Here is a 16,189-nt window from a genome sequence, read left to right on the forward strand (position 1 = left end):
GTGGCGAAGCCGAGGGGCGGACGCCCCTGTCGACTGCGCAACACAACTGGGGTCCGACCGTTCCGCGCTCAAGGTTTTGCGATTGACTTGCAACTGCGCCCCTCTATGAACCTGCGAACCATTTGCAGGACGGAGTTTGGGGTGCGGACGAACCAACGCGCGTGGCTGGCCGGCGTCGCGCTTTCGGCCCTGGTGGCGGGCGCGGCCCGCGCCGAGGAGGCTCCCGCGCCCACGAACGTGGAGGAAGTGGTCATCACCGCGCTGCGCGTCGAGCAGCCGCGATCAGCGACGCCCGCGACCGTTCAGGTCATCGGCGATCAGGAACTCGTCACCCAGCAGGCCCTGTCGCAGAGCGCGGTGGAAGCCGTGGCCGCCCTGGCGCCGTCGTTCTCGCCCACGCGCCAGAAGCTGTCGGGCGCCGGCGAGACGCTTCGCGGCCGCTCGCCGCTCTATCTGGTGGACGGCATCCCGCAGTCGACGCCGCTGCGCGACGACAGCCGCGACGGCTTCACCATTGATCCATTCTTCATCGACCGCGTCGAGGTGGTGTTCGGCTCCAACGCGATCCAGGGTATCGGGGCGACCGGCGGGGTCATCAACTACGTCACCGCGCCGACGCCTAAGGAAGGCGAGGGCTGGGCCGGGAAGATCATGGGCCAGACGACCTTCGACGACGAGGGCGAGGGCGACAGCTTCGGCTACAAGGTGGCGGGCCTGGCCGGCCGCGACTTCGGGCGGTGGGACTTTACGGCGGGCGCGGCCTACGAGACGCGCGGCGCGTTCTACGACGCCCACGGCCTGCGGATCGGCCCCGACAGCACCCAGGGCGATATCCAGGACTCCGACAGCTGGTCGCTGTTCGGCAAGGCGGGCTTCGACCTCAGCGATACCCGCCGCATCGAGGTGATGGCCAACCACTTCGAGCTGGAAGGCGACGGCGACTACATCGTGGTGAACGGCAACCGCGCCACGGGCCTGCCGACCAGCGGCTGGCGCGGGGCCCAGCTGGGCGAGCCGCCGCGCAACAAGGTGAGTTCGATCGCGCTGGCCTATCGCGACCGCGAGCTGCTGGGCGGCGCGTTCCAGGCCCAGGCCTATACCCACGATTACCAGGGCACCTTCGGCGGCGGCCGCGAGGGCACCTTCCAGGATCCGCGGATCGCGCCCGTCGGCACGCTGTTCGACCAGTCCGAGAACAATTCCGAGAAGCTGGGCTTCAAGCTCGACTACGAGCGGGGGATCGAGGCCCTGCCGGGCTTCAGGTTCCTGGTCGGCCTCGACGGCATCCGGGACAAGACCTACCAGGCGCTGATCCTCACCGGCCGCAACTGGGTGCCGGAGACGACCTACGAGAGCCTCGCGCCGTTCCTGCAGCTCCGCCAGGCGCTGTTCGAGGGCCGGGTGCACCTGTCGGCCGGCGTGCGCCAGGAGAACGCGACGCTGAAGGTCGATGACTACGTGACCGTCTATGCGGCGGGCGGCGGCGTGGCCGTGGCGGGCGGCTCGCCCAGCTTCGAAGAGACGCTGTACAACGTCGGCGGGACGGTGACGCTGATCGACGGCGTCACGGCCTACGCCTCCTACGCGCAGGGCTTCACCATGCCCGACGTCGGTCGGGTGCTGCGGGCCGTCAACACGCCGGGCCGGGACATCGACACCTACCTCGACGTCGAGCCGGTGGTCTCCGACAACGTCGAGCTCGGCGTCGAGGTGAACCGCGACCGGTGGCGTGCGTCGCTGGCCTATTTCGAATCCAAGTCCGACCGTGGCGCACTGCTTGTGCTGAACTCGGGCGGGACCTTCGACGTGCAGCGGCAGAAGACCAAGATCGACGGCCTCGAGGCCACGCTGCGGGTGCAGGCGACCGACTGGCTCACGCTGGGCGGCGCCTACTCCAGGCTGGACGGCCGCACCGACGGCAACGGCGACGGCGTGCTCGACCGCGACCTGAACGGCGCGAACATCTCGCCCGACCGGTTCACGGCCTACGCCGAGGCGACCTGGGGCCCGGCATCGTTGCGCATCCAGGCCCAGAAGTACGAAGGCCGCGAGTTCGACGGCGAGCCGGCCGCGAACAGCTTCGAGGGCTACACGCTGGTGGACGCCGTCGGGACCTGGCGTTTCGATGTCGCCGACGTCAGCCTGGGCGTCCAGAACCTGCTCGACGAACAGTACATCACCTACTTCAGCGACACCCAGAACCCGACCGACAATGCGCGGTACTGGGCGGGCCGCGGCCGCACCATCAGCCTGACGGTGGCGAAGAGCTTCTGATGGGTTTCCTTCGGACCCTGCACGCCTGGGCCGGCGCGATCCTCGCGCTGCTGCTCGTCGTGCTGGGCCTGAGCGGCAGCCTGCTTGTGCTGCGCGACCCCTGGGTCAAGCTGACCACCCCGGAAGCCCGCGCCTCGGCGGTGGCCTCGCCGCAGGCGCTGGGCGCGGCGGTGCAGGCGTTGGAAATGCAGGCGCCCGGCGAGGTGCGGAACGTGGTCTTCGGCCGCCCGGACCTCGGGGTGCACCGCGTCTATTTCAAGGACAAGGACCAGGGCTACGCGGCGGTCGACGGGCGGCTCATCCGGCGGTTCGAGCCGACGCGGACGGCGGACGGCTGGCTGTTCGAGCTGCACCACTATCTGCTGGCCGGCGAGACCGGCATGAAAGTGGGCGGCGCGGCGGGCCTGGCGGGCGCCGTGCTCGTCTTGACCGGCGTGATCGTCTGGGCGCCGACGTGGCGCACCTTCGGCGCTCGCGTCTGGCCCAGGACGATGACGCGGCGCGCCGATCTTGTGGGCTCGCACCGGAACCTCGGCATGATCACGGCGGTCCCGGTCCTGGTGCTGTGCCTCACGGGCGGCGCCATCGTCTTCAGCGAGACGACGCAGAAGCTGATGATCGCCGCCGTCCCCGGGCCGAAGGCGCCGAAGCCGCCCAAGGCCGAGGAGGGCGAGGTCAACTGGATGCGCGCGCTCTCAGCTGCCCAGGCGGCGTTTCCGGACGCGACCCTGCGCATGGCCGCCGCTCCGACGAAGCCTGGGGCGCCGGCGAGCATCCGCATGAAGCAGCCGGGCGAGTGGCACCCCAACGGCCGCACGGTGGTCTGGATCGATCCCTCGGACGAGCGCGTGCTGGGCGTGGTCGACGCGATGAAGCTGGGCGGCGGCGTGCGGGCCTACAACGCCTTCTATCCGCTGCACGCAGCCAAGGTGGGCGGGCTCGCCTACGAGGCCGTGGTGTTCCTCGGCGGCCTGGCGCTGGCGGGGCTGGGCGGCTTCGGCCTCTGGTCGTTCCTGCTGAAACAGACGCGCCGCAGGCCCGCGCGGACGCGGATCGCGGCGCAGCCGGCCGAATAGCTACTGCGCCGCCTGCTCCTGGGCGTAGCCGAGCTGCTCGTTCAGCCGATCCAGGACCTCGATAGCGGCTTCCGGCACGACGGTGCCGGGCGGGAAGATCGCCGCCACGCCCATCTCCTCCAGCGCCTTGAAATCCTCGGGAGGAATGACGCCGCCCACGAAGACCACGATGTCGGGCCGGCCCAGCTTGGCGAGTTCCGACTTCAGCTCGGGCACGAGGGTCAGGTGGCCCGCCGCCAGCGAGCTCGCGCCCACCGCATGCACGTTGTCGCGCACGGCCTGGGCGGCGGTCTCGGCGGGCGTCTGGAAGAGGTCGCCGATATCGACATCGAAGCCGAGGTCAGCGAAGCCCGAGGCGATCACCTTCTGGCCCCGGTCGTGGCCGTCCTGGCCCATCTTGGCGACGAGCACGCGCGGCTTGCGGCCGTCGGCCTGGCGGAAGGCCTCGGTCATGGCCTTGGCGCGCTGGCCGGCCGGAGTCTCGCCGGACTCCCGCAGATAGACGCCCTTCACCGCGTCGGCGTGGGCCTTGTGGCGGCCGAACACCTTCTCCAGCGCATACGAGATCTCGCCGACGGTGGCCTTGGCGCGGGCGGCGTTCACCGACAGCTCCAGCAGGTTGCCGTTTCCGGCCGCGCCCGCCGTCAGGGCGTCGAGGGCGGCGGCCACGGCGTCCGGATCGCGCTCGGCCTTGAGCCGGTTCAGCTTGGCGATCTGGGCGTTGCGGACGGCGGTGTTGTCGACCTTCAGCACCGGGATCTCATCGGCGACCTCGGGCTTGTAGCGGTTCACGCCGACGACGGTCTGGTGGCCGCTGTCGATGCGCGCCTGGGTACGGGCCGAGGCTTCCTCGATGCGGCGCTTGGGCAGGCCGTCCTCGATGGCCTTGGCCATGCCGCCCAGGGCCTCCACCTCGGCGATGTGGGCGAGCGCCCGTTCGGCCAGGGCCGCCGTCAGGGCCTCGACGTAGTGGCTGCCGCCCCAGGGATCGACGACGCGCGTCTGGCCGCTCTCGAGCTGGATGAACAGCTGGGTGTTGCGCGCGATCCGCGCCGAGAAGTCGGTGGGCAGCGCCAGGGCCTCGTCCAGCGAGTTGGTGTGCAGGCTCTGGGTCTGGCCGCCGGTCGCGGCCATGGCCTCGATGGCGGTGCGGGCGACGTTGTTGAACACGTCCTGGGCGGCCAGCGACCAGCCGGAGGTCTGGGTGTGGGCGCGCAGCGAGAGCGAGCGCGAGTCCTTCGGATCGAACTCCTGCTTCATGAGCTTGGCCCAGAGCAGGCGGGCGGCCCGCTGCTTGGCGATCTCCATGAAGACGTTCATGCCGGCGTTCCAGAAGAACGACAGGCGCGGGGCGAACTGGTCGACCGTCATGCCCGCGGCCACGCCGGCGCGGACGTACTCGATGCCGTCGGCGAGGGTGTAGGCCAGCTCCAGGTCCAGCGTCGCTCCGGCTTCCTGGATGTGGTAGCCGCTGATCGAGATCGAGTTGAACCGCGGCATCTCCTTCGACGTGTAAGCGAAGATGTCCGCGATGATCCGCATCGAGGGACCGGGCGGGTAGATGTAGGTGTTCCGGACCAGGAACTCCTTCAGGATGTCGTTCTGGATCGTGCCGGTCAGCTTGTCATGCGGCACGCCCTGTTCCTCGGCCGCCACCACGTACAGCGCCAGGATCGGCAGCACCGCGCCGTTCATGGTCATCGACACGCTCATCTTGTCGAGCGGGATGCCGTCGAACAGCGTGCGCATGTCGAGGATGGAATCGATCGCCACGCCGGCCATGCCGACATCGCCGAGCACGCGCGGGTGGTCCGAGTCGTAGCCGCGGTGGGTGGCGAGGTCGAAGGCGATGGAGAGGCCCATCTGACCGGCCGCCAGGTTGCGGCGGTAGAAGGCGTTGGAATCCTCGGCCGTGGAGAAGCCCGCGTACTGGCGGATGGTCCACGGGTTCGTCGCGTACATCGTGGGATACGGACCGCGGACGAAGGGCGCCAGGCCGGGATAGCCGCCGAGCGCGGCGAAACGCTGAGAATCGGCGGCGCCATAGGCCGGCTTCACGGGGATGCCTTCGGGCGTATCCCAGGCGGCGCCGGTCGGCAGGCCGGCCGCGGCGGGCTCGGCGTCGAAGGGCAGGGCGGCGAAATCGGGGAAGCCGGTCATCTCAAGCCGCCTCGTACTTTTCGGACAGCCGCATGGGCTTGAGCGGCGGACACCGCCCGTCCGGGCCTGGCAGACGCGGCGAGGGCGCCTCGACGGCGCGGGCGGCCGCACGCTCCACTTCGACCGGCGCATCCTGGGCGGGCGGGAAGGCGGTGACGCCCACGATCTTCAGCTCGCCCCGGGCGGCGTTGGCGGCCTCGACCTCGCGGGCGATGTCGCCCTTCTCGAGGGCGGCGATGATGCCGCCGGCCGCTTCGATGGCCTGGAACTTCGCCCACGCGGCGCGGGCGATCTCGTCGGTGAGGCTCTCGATGTAGCCCGAGCCGGCGGCCGGGTCGGCGACGCGGCCGACGAAGGCTTCTTCCATCAGCACGAGCTGGGTGTTGCGGCTCTGGCGGCGGGCGAAGGCTGTCGGCAGGCCCAGCGCATCGGTGAAGGCGCCGAGCTGGACGGCGTCGGCGCCGCCCACGGCCGCGCCGAACCCGGCGGCGGTGAGGCGGATCATGTTCGTGAAGGCGTCCTTGGCGGCCAGCATCCGGCGCGAGGCGCGGGCCTCGATCCGCGCCAGCGGGTTCGCGCCGCAGGCCTGCGCGATGCGCGCCCAGACCGCGCGAGCCGCACGCAGCTTGGCGATCACGAGGAAGTAGTCGGCGTCGGCGGAGAGGCCGAGGGTGATGCGGCCGAAGGCTTCGTCCATGGGCATCCCGGCCCGCACCATGGCCTTGGCGTAGGCGATCGCCGCGGCCGCGGCGAAGGCGATCTCCAGGGCGTCGCCGCCGCCGGCCTCGTGGACCACCCGGCCCGAGGCCAGGAAGAGCTGGGCGTTCGGATAGGGCTGGGCGAGCCGCGCGGCGACGGTGGCGGCGCTGACCAGGTGGCTCTCGATCGGCCCCGGGCTGTCGCCGGCCTCGGCGAAGGCGCTGAGCGGGTCGAGGTTGAAGTTCAGCTTCGCGCCCGGCGACGACTTGGCCACGGCGTGCAGCCAGTCGGCAGCCTTGGGGCCGAGGAAGCCGGCGTCGAGGCCCACCGGCGCCAGCTCGACGATGATCTCGTTCAGCGCGCGGGCGAGGTCGTCGGCCGAGCCGATGGCCACGCCGTTCGCGCCCGTGGGATCGATCTTCACGGTGACGGAGGCCGCGCCGCCCGCCAGGTCGGCGAGCAGTTCGGCGTTGGCGCGCGCCGGATCGGGATGGGCCGAAAGGACCCGCACGTCCCAAGGCCGTTCGGCATCGAAGGGGCGCGGGGGGAAGGCTGCGGTCTTCGCGGCTTGGGCGTACAGCGGCTGGATCGCCAACCCTTCGGCCGTGGATTTCACCAGGCTTTCGAAGGGCTTCTCGCCGAGCGTCTTGGCGACGAGCGCGCGCCAGGCGTCCTCGCCCGCAGGGGTGAATCCGGGGTCCAGGAGGCTTGCGTCCGACATGGGCGCAGATGGGCCGGCCCACGCGCGCGCGTCAAGTTCACCCAGCGTGATCAAAACCCCCGCGACTCGGCGCAAATTCCGAGGCCTAGCCTCGGGAGGAGCCCATGCCCGTCGACTACCGCGCCCAGGACATCCTGATGGACTGGGGCCCGCGCCTCGCCATCGCCGTCGTCATCCTGATCGTCGCCCATTTCCTGGCGAAGGCCACGCAATGGGGCCTGGCGAAGCTGATCGACCGCCTGCCGGGGGCCAAGCAGCATAACGAGGGCGTCGAGCCAAAGGAGACCGTGGGCTTTCAGCTGGGCCAGCTCGCCTACTGGCTGGTGCTGCTGATCGGCCTCATCGCGGCGCTGACCATTCTGGAGCTGACCAGCATCGTGGCCCCGCTGAACGGGCTGTTGCTGGAGGTGGCGGCCTTCGTCCCGAACCTGATCGGGGCGGTGGTGATCTTCTTCGTCGGCTTCATCGTCGCCACCCTGGCGCGGCGCGTGGTCGAGGCGGGCCTTGCGGCGGCGCGCATGGACGCCTGGCTGGAGCGGGCGGGCCTTTCGCGGGTGACCGGCGCCTCCGGCCTCTCGCGTACGGTGGGGACGCTCGTCTTCGTGCTGATCATCATCCCGGTGACCATCGCCGCCCTGCAACAGCTCGGCGTCAGCGCCATCTCGGATCCGGCGGTGTCGGTGCTCGCCACCGTGCTGGACGCCCTGCCGCGCATCGTCGCGGCGGCCATCGTGCTGGCCGTGGCCTTCGTCATCGGCCGCTGGGTGTCGAGCCTCCTGGAGCAGCTCCTGCCGTCGCTGGGCTTCGACCGCAGCCTTCAGGCGCTGGGCGTCGGCCAGTTCGAGCCGGTCGCGGAAGAGGGCGCCGAGGCCGCCCCGCTGGCGACGCCGCGCGTCACGCCTTCGAAGGTGGTCGCGCGCCTGACGCTGGTGGCGATCATGCTGTTCTCGGCGGTGGAGGCTGCGCGCCTGCTCGCCTTCGCCGCCATCGCCGTGATGCTGACCGAGATCCTGGAACTGGCGGGCCACGTTCTGTTCGGCGGGGTGATCATCGCCATCGGCGTGATGATCGCGAACTTCCTGTCGAGCCTGATCGACCGCTCGACCAACGGCGCCGACGGCTTCGCGTCCGACATCGTGAAGTGGGCCACGATCGCGCTGGCCACCGCCATGGGCCTGCGCTTCATGGGCATCGCCGACGAGATCGTGATCCTGGCCTTCGGCCTGATCCTCGGCTCGGCCGCGGTCGCCGCGGCGCTGGCCTTCGGCATCGGCGGCCGCGAGGCGGCGGCGAAGATGCTGGAGAAGTGGACGAAGGGCGGCGGTCCGAAGCCGCCGCCCTCCAGCCTCTAGGGTCTAGACCCGCTCGACGATGATCGCCGGGGCCATGCCGCCGGCGGCGCACATGGTGACGAGGCCGCGCTTGAGGTCGCGGCGCTCCAGCTCGTCGACGATCGTCCCGATCAGGATGGAGCCGGTGGCGCCGATCGGATGGCCCAGCGCCATGGCGCCACCGTTCACATTGACCTTCTCGCGGTCGAGGTTGAGGTCGCGGATGAACTTCTCGGCGACGACCGAGAAGGCCTCGTTGATCTCCCACAGGTCGATGTCGTCGGGAGTCAGGCCGGCCTTCTGAAGCACCTTCTTCGCCGCCGGGACCGGGGCGTTCAGCATCAGCGTCGGGCTGTCGCCGACATTGGCCATGGCGACCACGCGGGCGCGGGCTTTCAGGCCGTTCTTCGCGGCGTACTCCGGCGAGGCCAGCAGCACCGCTGCGGCGCCATCCACGACGCCGGAGGAATTCCCGGCGTGGTGGAAGTGCTGGATCTTCAGGTCCGGATAGACCTGGTTGATCAGGCCGGCGAGGGTGGTGCCCTTGTCGTCGAGCGGCACGTTGGCCATCGCCTCGAACGACGGCTTCAGAGAGGCCAGGCCTTCACGCGTCGTCTGCGGGCGCGGGAACTCCTCGCGGTCGAGGGCCACCGTGCCGTCTTCGCGGTAGACCGGCACGAGGGCGCGGTCGAAGCGGCCCTCCTGGATCGCCTTGGCCGCGCGCTGCTGGCTGACGTAGGCCAGTTCGTCGAGCGCCTCGCGGCTGATGCCTTCCAGCGTCGCGATGGCGTCGGCGCAGACGCCCTGGTGCGACTGGGGATGTCTCGCCCGCAGGCGCGTGTTGCCGCTGTCCATGAGCGCGGGGCCGCCGTCGGGGCCCTGCATCGACGCCGTGGCCGTCGTGTAGCTCATCATCTCGGTGCCGCCGGCGATGACCAGGTCCTCCATGCCGGACATGATCTGCGCTGCGGCCAGGTTCACGGCGGTGATGCCCGAGCCGCAGAAGCGGTCCAGGGTCACGCCGCTGGCGCGGGTGTCGTAGCCGGCGTCGAGAGCGGCCATGCGGCCAAGGTCGCCGCCCTGCTTGCCGCGCTGGGACGAGGTGCCCCAGATGATGTCGTCGACTTCCTCGGTCTTGAGGTGGTTGCGCTCGGCGAGCGCCTTCAGAACCGCGGCGGCGAGATGTTGCGGATGGTGCTCGGCAAGCGCTCCCTTGCCGACCTTGCCGATGCCGCGCGGCGTGCGGCAGGCGTCGATGATCAGGGCCTCGGGCATGTCTTGTCCTCCCTCCGAAAGCCGCCAAACATCCCTGCTGTACGCTGCGGCAGTCCAGAGGAAATGCGCCTTGTCGCCCGCGGCGTGTGTGCATACGCTGTAAATCCAAACGAACGTTCGAGGTTTGAACCATGGCCCTGCCGCCTGTCCTGCGTGACCGTCTCCGCCTGCCGGTGATCGGCAGCCCGTTGTTCATCATCTCGGGTCCGGACCTGGTGATCGCCCAATGCAAGGCCGGCATCGTGGGCTCGTTTCCCGCGCTGAACGCCCGGCCCGCCTCGTTGCTGGACGAGTGGCTGCACCGCATCACCGAGGAACTCGCGGCCTGGGATCGCGACAATCCCGACAGACCGTCAGCGCCCTTCGCGGTGAACCACATCGTCCACAAGACGAACGATCGGCTCGAACACGACCTCGAGGTCTCGACCAAGTGGAAGGCGCCGGTGGTCATCACCTCGCTGGGCGCCCGGGAGGACGTGAACGCCGCGGTGCATTCCTATGGCGGCGTGGTTCTCCACGACGTGATCAACGACCGCTTCGCGCGCAAGGCGGTGGAGAAGGGCGCCGACGGCCTGATCACGGTGGCGGCCGGCGCCGGCGGCCACGCCGGGCGGCTGTCGCCGTTCGCCCTGGTGCAGGAGGTCCGCGCGTGGTTCGACGGCCCGATCGCGCTGTCCGGCTCCATCGCCAACGGCCGCGCCATCCTGGGCGCCCAGGCGATGGGCGCGGACCTGGCCTACATCGGCTCGGCCTTCATCGCCACGAAGGAGGCCAACGCCGAGCAGCCCTACAAGGACATGATCGTGGCGTCCGGCGCCGACGACATCGTCTACTCCAACCTCTTCACCGGCGTGCACGGCAACTACCTGGCGCCGTCGATCCGGGCGGCCGGCATGGATCCGGAGAACCTGCCGGAGAGCGATCCGTCGCGGATGAGCTTCGGCTCTGGCGGCAATCAGAAGTCCAAGGCCTGGCGCGACATCTGGGGCTGCGGCCAGGGCATCGGGGCGATCAAGGACGTGCCGGCCGCCGCCGACCTCGTGGCGAGGCTTGCCCAGGAGTACGAAGAGGCCAAGGCGGAGCTGGCCGAGAAGACTTCGTTCACCGCCGGGCGCGCCCTCCTGGCGGCGGAGTAGCGCTTTAGAAAAACTGTGCGGCCTAGGAGCATATTCCCACTTAACTGATCGGAATTAGCGGAATAGCTTCACCTCCGGGATCACGGAGGGAGAGGCATGGCCGCGCCTGCACGACGCAAGACCATCTTGGGCGCCGCCTTGGCGACGCTCCTCTGCAGCGCGGCGCCTTCGGCGATGGCCCAGGCGGTCAGCACGGCGAATGGCGGGGTCACGGGCATCAGCCAGGAACAGCTCCTGGCGCTGATCGGCCGCCTGGACGCGCTGGAGCGGCGCAACGACGAGCTCGAGCAGCAGATCCTGGATCTGAAGGCGCAGGGCGCGGCGTCGGACCAGTCGATCCGCGACCAGGTGAACGCCACCACGGTCTCCCTGGCCAATGGCCGCCCGACGTTCGCCACGGCGGACGGCGCCTTCACGGCGTCGCTGCGCGGCATCGTCCAACTGGACGCCGCCCACTACGACCAGCGCAGCCCCGGACCGCCCGCCACCGACTTCCGGCGGGGCTCGGTCGGCGACGCCGCCGAGGCCGAGCGGGCGCGCGACCTGGCCGACGGCGCGAACTTCCGCCGGGTGCGGTTCGGCGTCGAGGGCAAGGCCTTTGCCGACTGGAACTACAACCTGCTGTTCGATTTCGGCGGCTCGGGCGTGGAGGAAGGCGGCAAGATCACCAACGCCTATGTCGAGTACGCCGGGCTGCAGCCGCTGCGCTTCCGGGTGGGCGCCTTCGCGCCGGTCACGGGCCTGGAGGACGCCACCTCCAACACCGCCTCGCTGTTCCCGGAACGGGCCGCGGCGGCCGAGCTGGTGCGCGGCCTGGCCGGCGGCGACGGCCGCACCGGCGCGGCGGTCCTCGCCAACGGGGAGCGCTGGTCGTTCGGCGGCTACGTCACCGGCAACACCATCGGCGTCTCCAGCTTCGACGAGCAGCTCGGCGCGATCGTCCGGGCCACCTACACCCCGCACAAGACGCTCGACAGCGTGCTGCACCTCGGCGCCAACGCGAACTTCATCATCAATCCGGCGGCCTCCGCGGCGGACATCGCGCCGGCCGGCTCGCCGACACAGGTCCGCCTGCGCGAGCGGCCGGAGCTGCGGGTCGACGCGACACGGCTGGTCGACACCGGCGCCATCGACGCTGACGGTCTGCGCGCGCTGGGCCTCGAAGCCGGCTACCAGTGGAAGGCCTTCAGCATCCAGGGCGAGCACTTCTGGATCGACGTGGAACGCCGCAACAGCGCACTCGCCGATCCGGACTTCAGCGGCTGGTACGTGCAGGGCGCCTGGACCATCACCGGCGAGCCGCGCCGCTACAACGCCGCCAACGGCGGCTTCGACAGCCCCAAGGTCGAGAACCCGTTCAAGCTGGGCTCCGGGAACTGGGGCGTGTGGGAGCTCGCTGCCCGCTACTCGGTGCTCGACCTGAACCACGACGCAGGCGCGGCGGGCACGGCTCCGCTGGCGGCGGCCATTCGGGGCGGCGAGCAGAAGATCCTCACGCTCGGCCTGAACTGGTACGTGAATAACAACGTTCGTTTTCTCGCCGACTATCAGCGCGTGGAGGTCGATCGTCTTTCGCCCGGCGGGACCGCCTTCGGCGTCGGCGCGCTCACGCCGCCCGCCGGCGTCCAGATCGGCCAGGACCTGAACATCTGGTCCTTCCGCACCCAGTACGCCTTCTGACCTGCAACCCCTCGACGGGACCTCGGATCATGACCGACGACATCCAATTCGATCGCCGCCGCCTGCTCACGGTGGGAGCCGCAGGCTTCGCGGCGGCTGGGACTGCGCCGCTCCTCCTCCCCGGAGCGGCGCAGGCCCAGTCCAAGGCCGGGCAGGTCACGCTGCTGAACGTCAGCTACGACCCGACGCGCGAGCTCTACAAGGACATCAACGCCGCCTTCGCCAGCTACTGGAAGGGCCGCACGGGCCAGACGCTGACGATCAACCAGAGCCACGGCGGCTCGGGCAAGCAGGCCCGCTCGGTCATCGATGGCCTGCAGGCGGACGTGGTCACCCTTGCGCTCGCCTACGACATCGACGAGATCGCCGCCCGGGCGAAGCTGCTGCCGGCCAACTGGCAGAGCCGGCTGCCGAACAACTCGGCGCCCTACACCTCGACCATCGTGTTCCTGGTGCGGAAGGGCAATCCCTGGAAGATCCGCGACTGGGGCGACCTGGCGAAGCCGGGCGTCGGGGTCATCACGCCCAACCCGAAGACCTCGGGCGGCGCGCGGTGGAACCACCTGGCGGCCTACGCCTGGGCGCTGAAGCAGCCGGGGGGCTCCCCGCAGAGCGCCGAGGCCTACCTGGCGAAGCTCTACAAGAACGTGCCGGTGCTCGACACCGGCGCCCGCGGCGCCACCACGACCTTCGTGGAGCGGGGCATCGGCGACGTGCTGCTGGCCTGGGAGAACGAGGCCTTCCTGTCGCTGGCGGAGTTCCCCGGCAAGTTCGACATCGTCTATCCCAGCCTGTCGATCCTGGCCGAGCCGACCGTGGCGCTGGTGGACCGGAACGTCGACCGCAAGAAGACCCGCATCCAGGCCGAGGGCTACCTCAACTTCCTCTACAGCCCGCTGGCCCAGGACCTGATCGGCAAGAACCATTACCGGCCACGCAGCGCGCAGGCGGCCGCCAAGTACGCGAACAAGTTCAAGCCGCTGCAGCTCGTCACCATCGATGGCCAGTTCGGCGGCTGGAAGAAGGCCCAGGCGGCGCACTTCGCCGACGGCGGGCTCTTCGACCGGATCTACAGGCGCTAGGTCCCGCATGACGATCGCAGCCCTGGCGGAGCCGCCCAAGGCCCGCGCGCGACCTCGGACGCGGTGGAAGCAGCCCAGCATCCTGCCGGGCTTCGGCCTCGCCATGGGCTGGACCCTGACCTACCTCGGCCTGCTGGTGGTGCTGCCACTGACGGCGCTGATCCTGCGGCCCTGGGAGCTTGGGCTGTCGGGCGTCTGGGCCACCTTGACCGAGGAGCGGGTTCTCGCCGCCCTGCGGCTCAGCTTCGGCACGGCGGCGCTGGCGGCGCTCACCAACCTGCCGCTTGGGCTGCTGGTCGCCTGGACGCTGACCCGCTACGAGTTTCCGGGCAGGCGGCTGCTGGACGCCTTCGTCGACCTGCCGTTCGCCTTGCCGACCGCCGTGGCGGGCATCGCGCTGACGGCCATCTATGCGCCGACCGGCGTCCTCGGCGAACAATTCGCGAAGCTGGGCATCAAGACGGCCTACGCGCCCCTCGGCATCTATATCGCGCTGCTCTTCATCGGGCTGCCGTTCGTCGTGCGGACCGTTCAGCCGGTGCTGCAGGATCTCGACGTGGAGGTGGAGGAGGCGGCCCAGACCCTGGGCGCCACCAACCTGCAGCGGTTCTGGAGAGTGGTGCTGCCGAGCCTCGCGCCTTCGCTGGTCTCGGGCTTCAGCCTGGCGTTCGCGCGTGCGGTCGGCGAGTACGGGAGCGTGATCTTCATCGCCGGCAACATGCCGCTGAAGTCCGAGATCGCCCCGCTGCTCATCGTCATCAAGCTGGAGCAATACGACTACGCCGGCGCCGCGGCGGTCGGCCTCGCCATGCTGGTGATCTCGTTCGGCGCGCTGCTGGCGGTGAACGCCGTCCAGGTCTTCCTGGCCAAGCGGGGGCGCGCATGACCGTCCGCCTGCCGGGTGTCGGCGCCCTGTTCCTCGCCCTGACGGTCGCCGTCCTGGGCGTGCTGATCGTGCTGCCGCTGGGCGTCGTGTTCCAGCAGGCCTTCGCCAAGGGGCTGGACGCCTATCTCGAACCCCTGTCGCAACCCGACGCGCGGGCGGCCATCCGGCTGACGCTGACGGTCGCGGCGATTTCCGTGCCCTTGAACGCGCTGTTCGGGGGGGCGGCGGCGTGGGCGATCGCCAAGTTCGAGTTCTGGGGCAAGAGCCTGCTGGTCACCTTCATCGACCTGCCGTTCTCGATGTCGCCGGTGGTCTCGGGCCTCGTCTGGGTGCTGCTGTTCGGCGCCCAGGGCTGGTTCGGCGAGTGGCTGCTGGATCACGACATCAAGATCATCTTCGCCACGTCGGGCCTGGTGCTGGCCACGGTGCTGGTCACGCTGCCGTTCGTCGCCCGCGAGCTCATCCCGCTGATGCAGGACCAGGGCTCGGACGAGGAGGCGGCGGCGCTGACCCTCGGCGCCGGCGGATGGACGACCTTCTGGCGCGTGACCCTGCCCAACATCCGGTGGGCGCTGCTGTACGGTGTCCTGCTCTGCAACGCGCGCGCCATGGGCGAGTTCGGCGCGGTCTCGGTGGTTTCCGGCAGCGTGCGGGGTCTCACGACCACTTTGCCGCTGCATGTCGAGGTGCTCTACAATGACTACGAATTCGTCGGCGCTTTCGCAGCCGCCAGCCTCCTGGCCGGCCTCGGACTCGTCACCCTGGTCCTCAAGACCGTCCTCGAATGGCGTCATTCCGGTGAACTTTCGGCCCGACGACGACACTAGCCTCGCGCTCGACATCCGCGGCGTATCGAAAGCCTTCGGTCGCTTCGCGGCGCTGAAGGACGTTTCGCTGCAGGCGAAGGACAAGGAGTTCCTGGCCCTGCTCGGACCCTCGGGCTCGGGCAAGACCACGCTGCTGCGCGTGCTGGCCGGCCTCGAAAAGCCCGACGCCGGCGAGGTGCGGTTCGCGGGCGAGGACTTCCTGGCCCTGCCGGTTCGGAAGCGCCGCGTCGGGATGGTCTTTCAGCACTACGCGCTGTTTCGGCACATGACGGTGGCCCAAAACATCGCCTTCGGACTGTCGGTCCGCAAAGGTTCGGATCGTCCGTCCAAGGCCGAGATCGCCGAGCGGGTGCGCGACCTCCTCTCGCTGGTCCAGCTCGAAGGCCTGGACAAGCGCTACCCCTCTCAGCTTTCCGGGGGGCAGCGACAGCGCGTGGCGCTGGCCCGGGCGCTGGCGATCGAGCCGCGGATGCTGCTGCTGGACGAGCCGTTCGGCGCGCTGGACGCTCAGGTACGACGTGAACTGCGCCGCTGGCTGCGCGAGCTGCACGAGCGCACCGGGGTGACGACCGTGTTCGTCACCCACGACCAGGAGGAGGCGCTGGACCTCGCCGACCGCGTGGCGATCCTGAAGGACGGCCAGCTCGTCCAGCTCGGCACGCCCAACGCGGTGTACGAGCACCCCGCGGATCCGTTCGTGTTCGACTTCCTGGGCGCCGCCTGCCGCATGCCCGGCGTCGTCGACAAGGATCGGCTGCGCATCGCCGACTGGGAAGCGTCCGCGCCGCCCGGTGCGCCGGAAGGCCAGGTGGAGGTCTTCTTCCGCCCGGACGAGGTGGCCTTTTCCCCCGCCGACGGGACCGGCCTCTCCGCCGAGGTCAAGGCGGTCGCCGCGCGCGGACCCGACGTGCGGATCGAGTGCCTGATCGAGGGATCGATCGTGGAACTGCAGGCGCACGGCCCGACGCTGCCGCCCGGGGTCGCCCCCGGGCTTGCGGTGCGCGTCAAGCCGCTGCGGCCGCAGGTGTACGCCGCCTGACGG

At 70.1% G+C, this 16,189-nt stretch carries 12 protein-coding genes; 9 read left to right on the forward strand and 3 right to left on the reverse strand.

All coding sequences use genetic code 11. The features are described 5' to 3' along the window. Nucleotides 1–141: 141 nt before the first annotated feature. On the forward strand, nt 142–2,274 hold the full coding sequence (locus ACO2Q0_RS11805) for a TonB-dependent receptor (protein ID WP_423351721.1): 2,133 nt from the start codon (nt 142–144) through the stop codon (nt 2,272–2,274). Next, nucleotides 2,274–3,350: a PepSY-associated TM helix domain-containing protein gene (locus ACO2Q0_RS11810; RefSeq protein ID WP_423351722.1), complete on the forward strand. Its 1,077-nt coding sequence runs from the start codon at nt 2,274–2,276 to the stop codon at nt 3,348–3,350. The genes ACO2Q0_RS11805 and ACO2Q0_RS11810 overlap by 1 nt, the downstream gene beginning before the upstream one ends. On the opposite strand, the gene scpA is transcribed toward ACO2Q0_RS11810, so the two are convergent. After that, nucleotides 3,351–5,510, reverse strand: coding sequence for a methylmalonyl-CoA mutase (scpA, locus tag ACO2Q0_RS11815; RefSeq protein WP_423351723.1), 2,160 nt, complete (start codon nt 5,508–5,510; stop codon nt 3,351–3,353). Between the two features lies 1 nt (nt 5,511). Beyond that, a complete protein-coding gene (locus ACO2Q0_RS11820; protein WP_423351724.1) occupies nt 5,512–6,930 on the reverse strand; it encodes a methylmalonyl-CoA mutase family protein in 1,419 nt (472 codons plus the stop codon). A gap of 104 nt (nt 6,931–7,034) precedes the next feature. On the opposite strand from ACO2Q0_RS11820, the gene ACO2Q0_RS11825 reads away from it, so the two are divergent. Further along, nucleotides 7,035–8,282 carry a mechanosensitive ion channel gene (locus ACO2Q0_RS11825; RefSeq protein ID WP_423351725.1) on the forward strand — a complete coding sequence of 416 codons (1,248 nt, stop codon included), beginning with the start codon at nt 7,035–7,037 and terminating at the stop codon, nt 8,280–8,282. 3 nt (nt 8,283–8,285) lie between these two features. Here the strand turns inward: ACO2Q0_RS11825 and ACO2Q0_RS11830 are convergent, their stop codons facing one another. After that, nucleotides 8,286–9,536 carry an acetyl-CoA C-acetyltransferase gene (locus ACO2Q0_RS11830; RefSeq protein ID WP_423351726.1) on the reverse strand — a complete coding sequence of 417 codons (1,251 nt, stop codon included), beginning with the start codon at nt 9,534–9,536 and terminating at the stop codon, nt 8,286–8,288. Nucleotides 9,537–9,667: 131 nt separating this feature from the next. On the opposite strand from ACO2Q0_RS11830, the gene ACO2Q0_RS11835 reads away from it, so the two are divergent. From ACO2Q0_RS11835 to ACO2Q0_RS11860, 6 genes are all read left to right on the forward strand, one after another. Next, nucleotides 9,668–10,672 carry an NAD(P)H-dependent flavin oxidoreductase gene (locus ACO2Q0_RS11835; RefSeq protein WP_423351727.1) on the forward strand — a complete coding sequence of 335 codons (1,005 nt, stop codon included), beginning with the start codon at nt 9,668–9,670 and terminating at the stop codon, nt 10,670–10,672. A gap of 96 nt (nt 10,673–10,768) precedes the next feature. After that, the gene (locus ACO2Q0_RS11840; RefSeq protein ID WP_423351728.1) at nt 10,769–12,352 is read left to right on the forward strand and encodes a porin; all 1,584 of its coding nucleotides are present in this window, start codon (nt 10,769–10,771) and stop codon (nt 12,350–12,352) included. 29 nt (nt 12,353–12,381) lie between these two features. Then, nucleotides 12,382–13,434: a sulfate ABC transporter substrate-binding protein gene (locus tag ACO2Q0_RS11845; protein WP_423351729.1), complete on the forward strand. Its 1,053-nt coding sequence runs from the start codon at nt 12,382–12,384 to the stop codon at nt 13,432–13,434. 7 nt (nt 13,435–13,441) lie between these two features. Then, nucleotides 13,442–14,320 carry a sulfate ABC transporter permease subunit CysT gene (gene cysT, locus ACO2Q0_RS11850; RefSeq protein ID WP_423351730.1) on the forward strand — a complete coding sequence of 293 codons (879 nt, stop codon included), beginning with the start codon at nt 13,442–13,444 and terminating at the stop codon, nt 14,318–14,320. Then, on the forward strand, nt 14,317–15,147 hold the full coding sequence (cysW, locus tag ACO2Q0_RS11855; RefSeq protein ID WP_423351731.1) for a sulfate ABC transporter permease subunit CysW: 831 nt from the start codon (nt 14,317–14,319) through the stop codon (nt 15,145–15,147). Before cysT ends, cysW begins: the two co-directional genes overlap by 4 nt. After that, on the forward strand, nt 15,119–16,186 hold the full coding sequence (locus ACO2Q0_RS11860) for a sulfate/molybdate ABC transporter ATP-binding protein (protein ID WP_423351732.1): 1,068 nt from the start codon (nt 15,119–15,121) through the stop codon (nt 16,184–16,186). Before cysW ends, ACO2Q0_RS11860 begins: the two co-directional genes overlap by 29 nt. The last annotated feature ends 3 nt before the right edge of the window (nt 16,187–16,189 follow it).

The organism is Phenylobacterium sp. VNQ135 (assembly GCF_049445735.1).
In the GTDB taxonomy this organism is placed as follows: Bacteria; Pseudomonadota; Alphaproteobacteria; order Caulobacterales; family Caulobacteraceae; genus Phenylobacterium.

Bases quoted from the DNA above. Each gene is read 5' to 3' on its own strand.
- ACO2Q0_RS11840 (WP_423351728.1), top strand. From the start codon at position 10,769: ATGGCCGCGCCTGCACGACGCAAGACCATCTTGGGCGCCGCCTTGGCG.
- ACO2Q0_RS11830 (WP_423351726.1), bottom strand. From the start codon at position 9,536: ATGCCCGAGGCCCTGATCATCGACGCCTGCCGCACGCCGCGCGGCATC.
- ACO2Q0_RS11825 (WP_423351725.1), top strand. From the start codon at position 7,035: ATGCCCGTCGACTACCGCGCCCAGGACATCCTGATGGACTGGGGCCCG.
- ACO2Q0_RS11835 (WP_423351727.1), top strand. From the start codon at position 9,668: ATGGCCCTGCCGCCTGTCCTGCGTGACCGTCTCCGCCTGCCGGTGATC.
- ACO2Q0_RS11845 (WP_423351729.1), top strand. From the start codon at position 12,382: ATGACCGACGACATCCAATTCGATCGCCGCCGCCTGCTCACGGTGGGA.
- ACO2Q0_RS11820 (WP_423351724.1), bottom strand. From the start codon at position 6,930: ATGTCGGACGCAAGCCTCCTGGACCCCGGATTCACCCCTGCGGGCGAG.
- cysT (WP_423351730.1), top strand. From the start codon at position 13,442: ATGACGATCGCAGCCCTGGCGGAGCCGCCCAAGGCCCGCGCGCGACCT.
- cysW (WP_423351731.1), top strand. From the start codon at position 14,317: ATGACCGTCCGCCTGCCGGGTGTCGGCGCCCTGTTCCTCGCCCTGACG.
- scpA (WP_423351723.1), bottom strand. From the start codon at position 5,510: ATGACCGGCTTCCCCGATTTCGCCGCCCTGCCCTTCGACGCCGAGCCC.
- ACO2Q0_RS11810 (WP_423351722.1), top strand. From the start codon at position 2,274: ATGGGTTTCCTTCGGACCCTGCACGCCTGGGCCGGCGCGATCCTCGCG.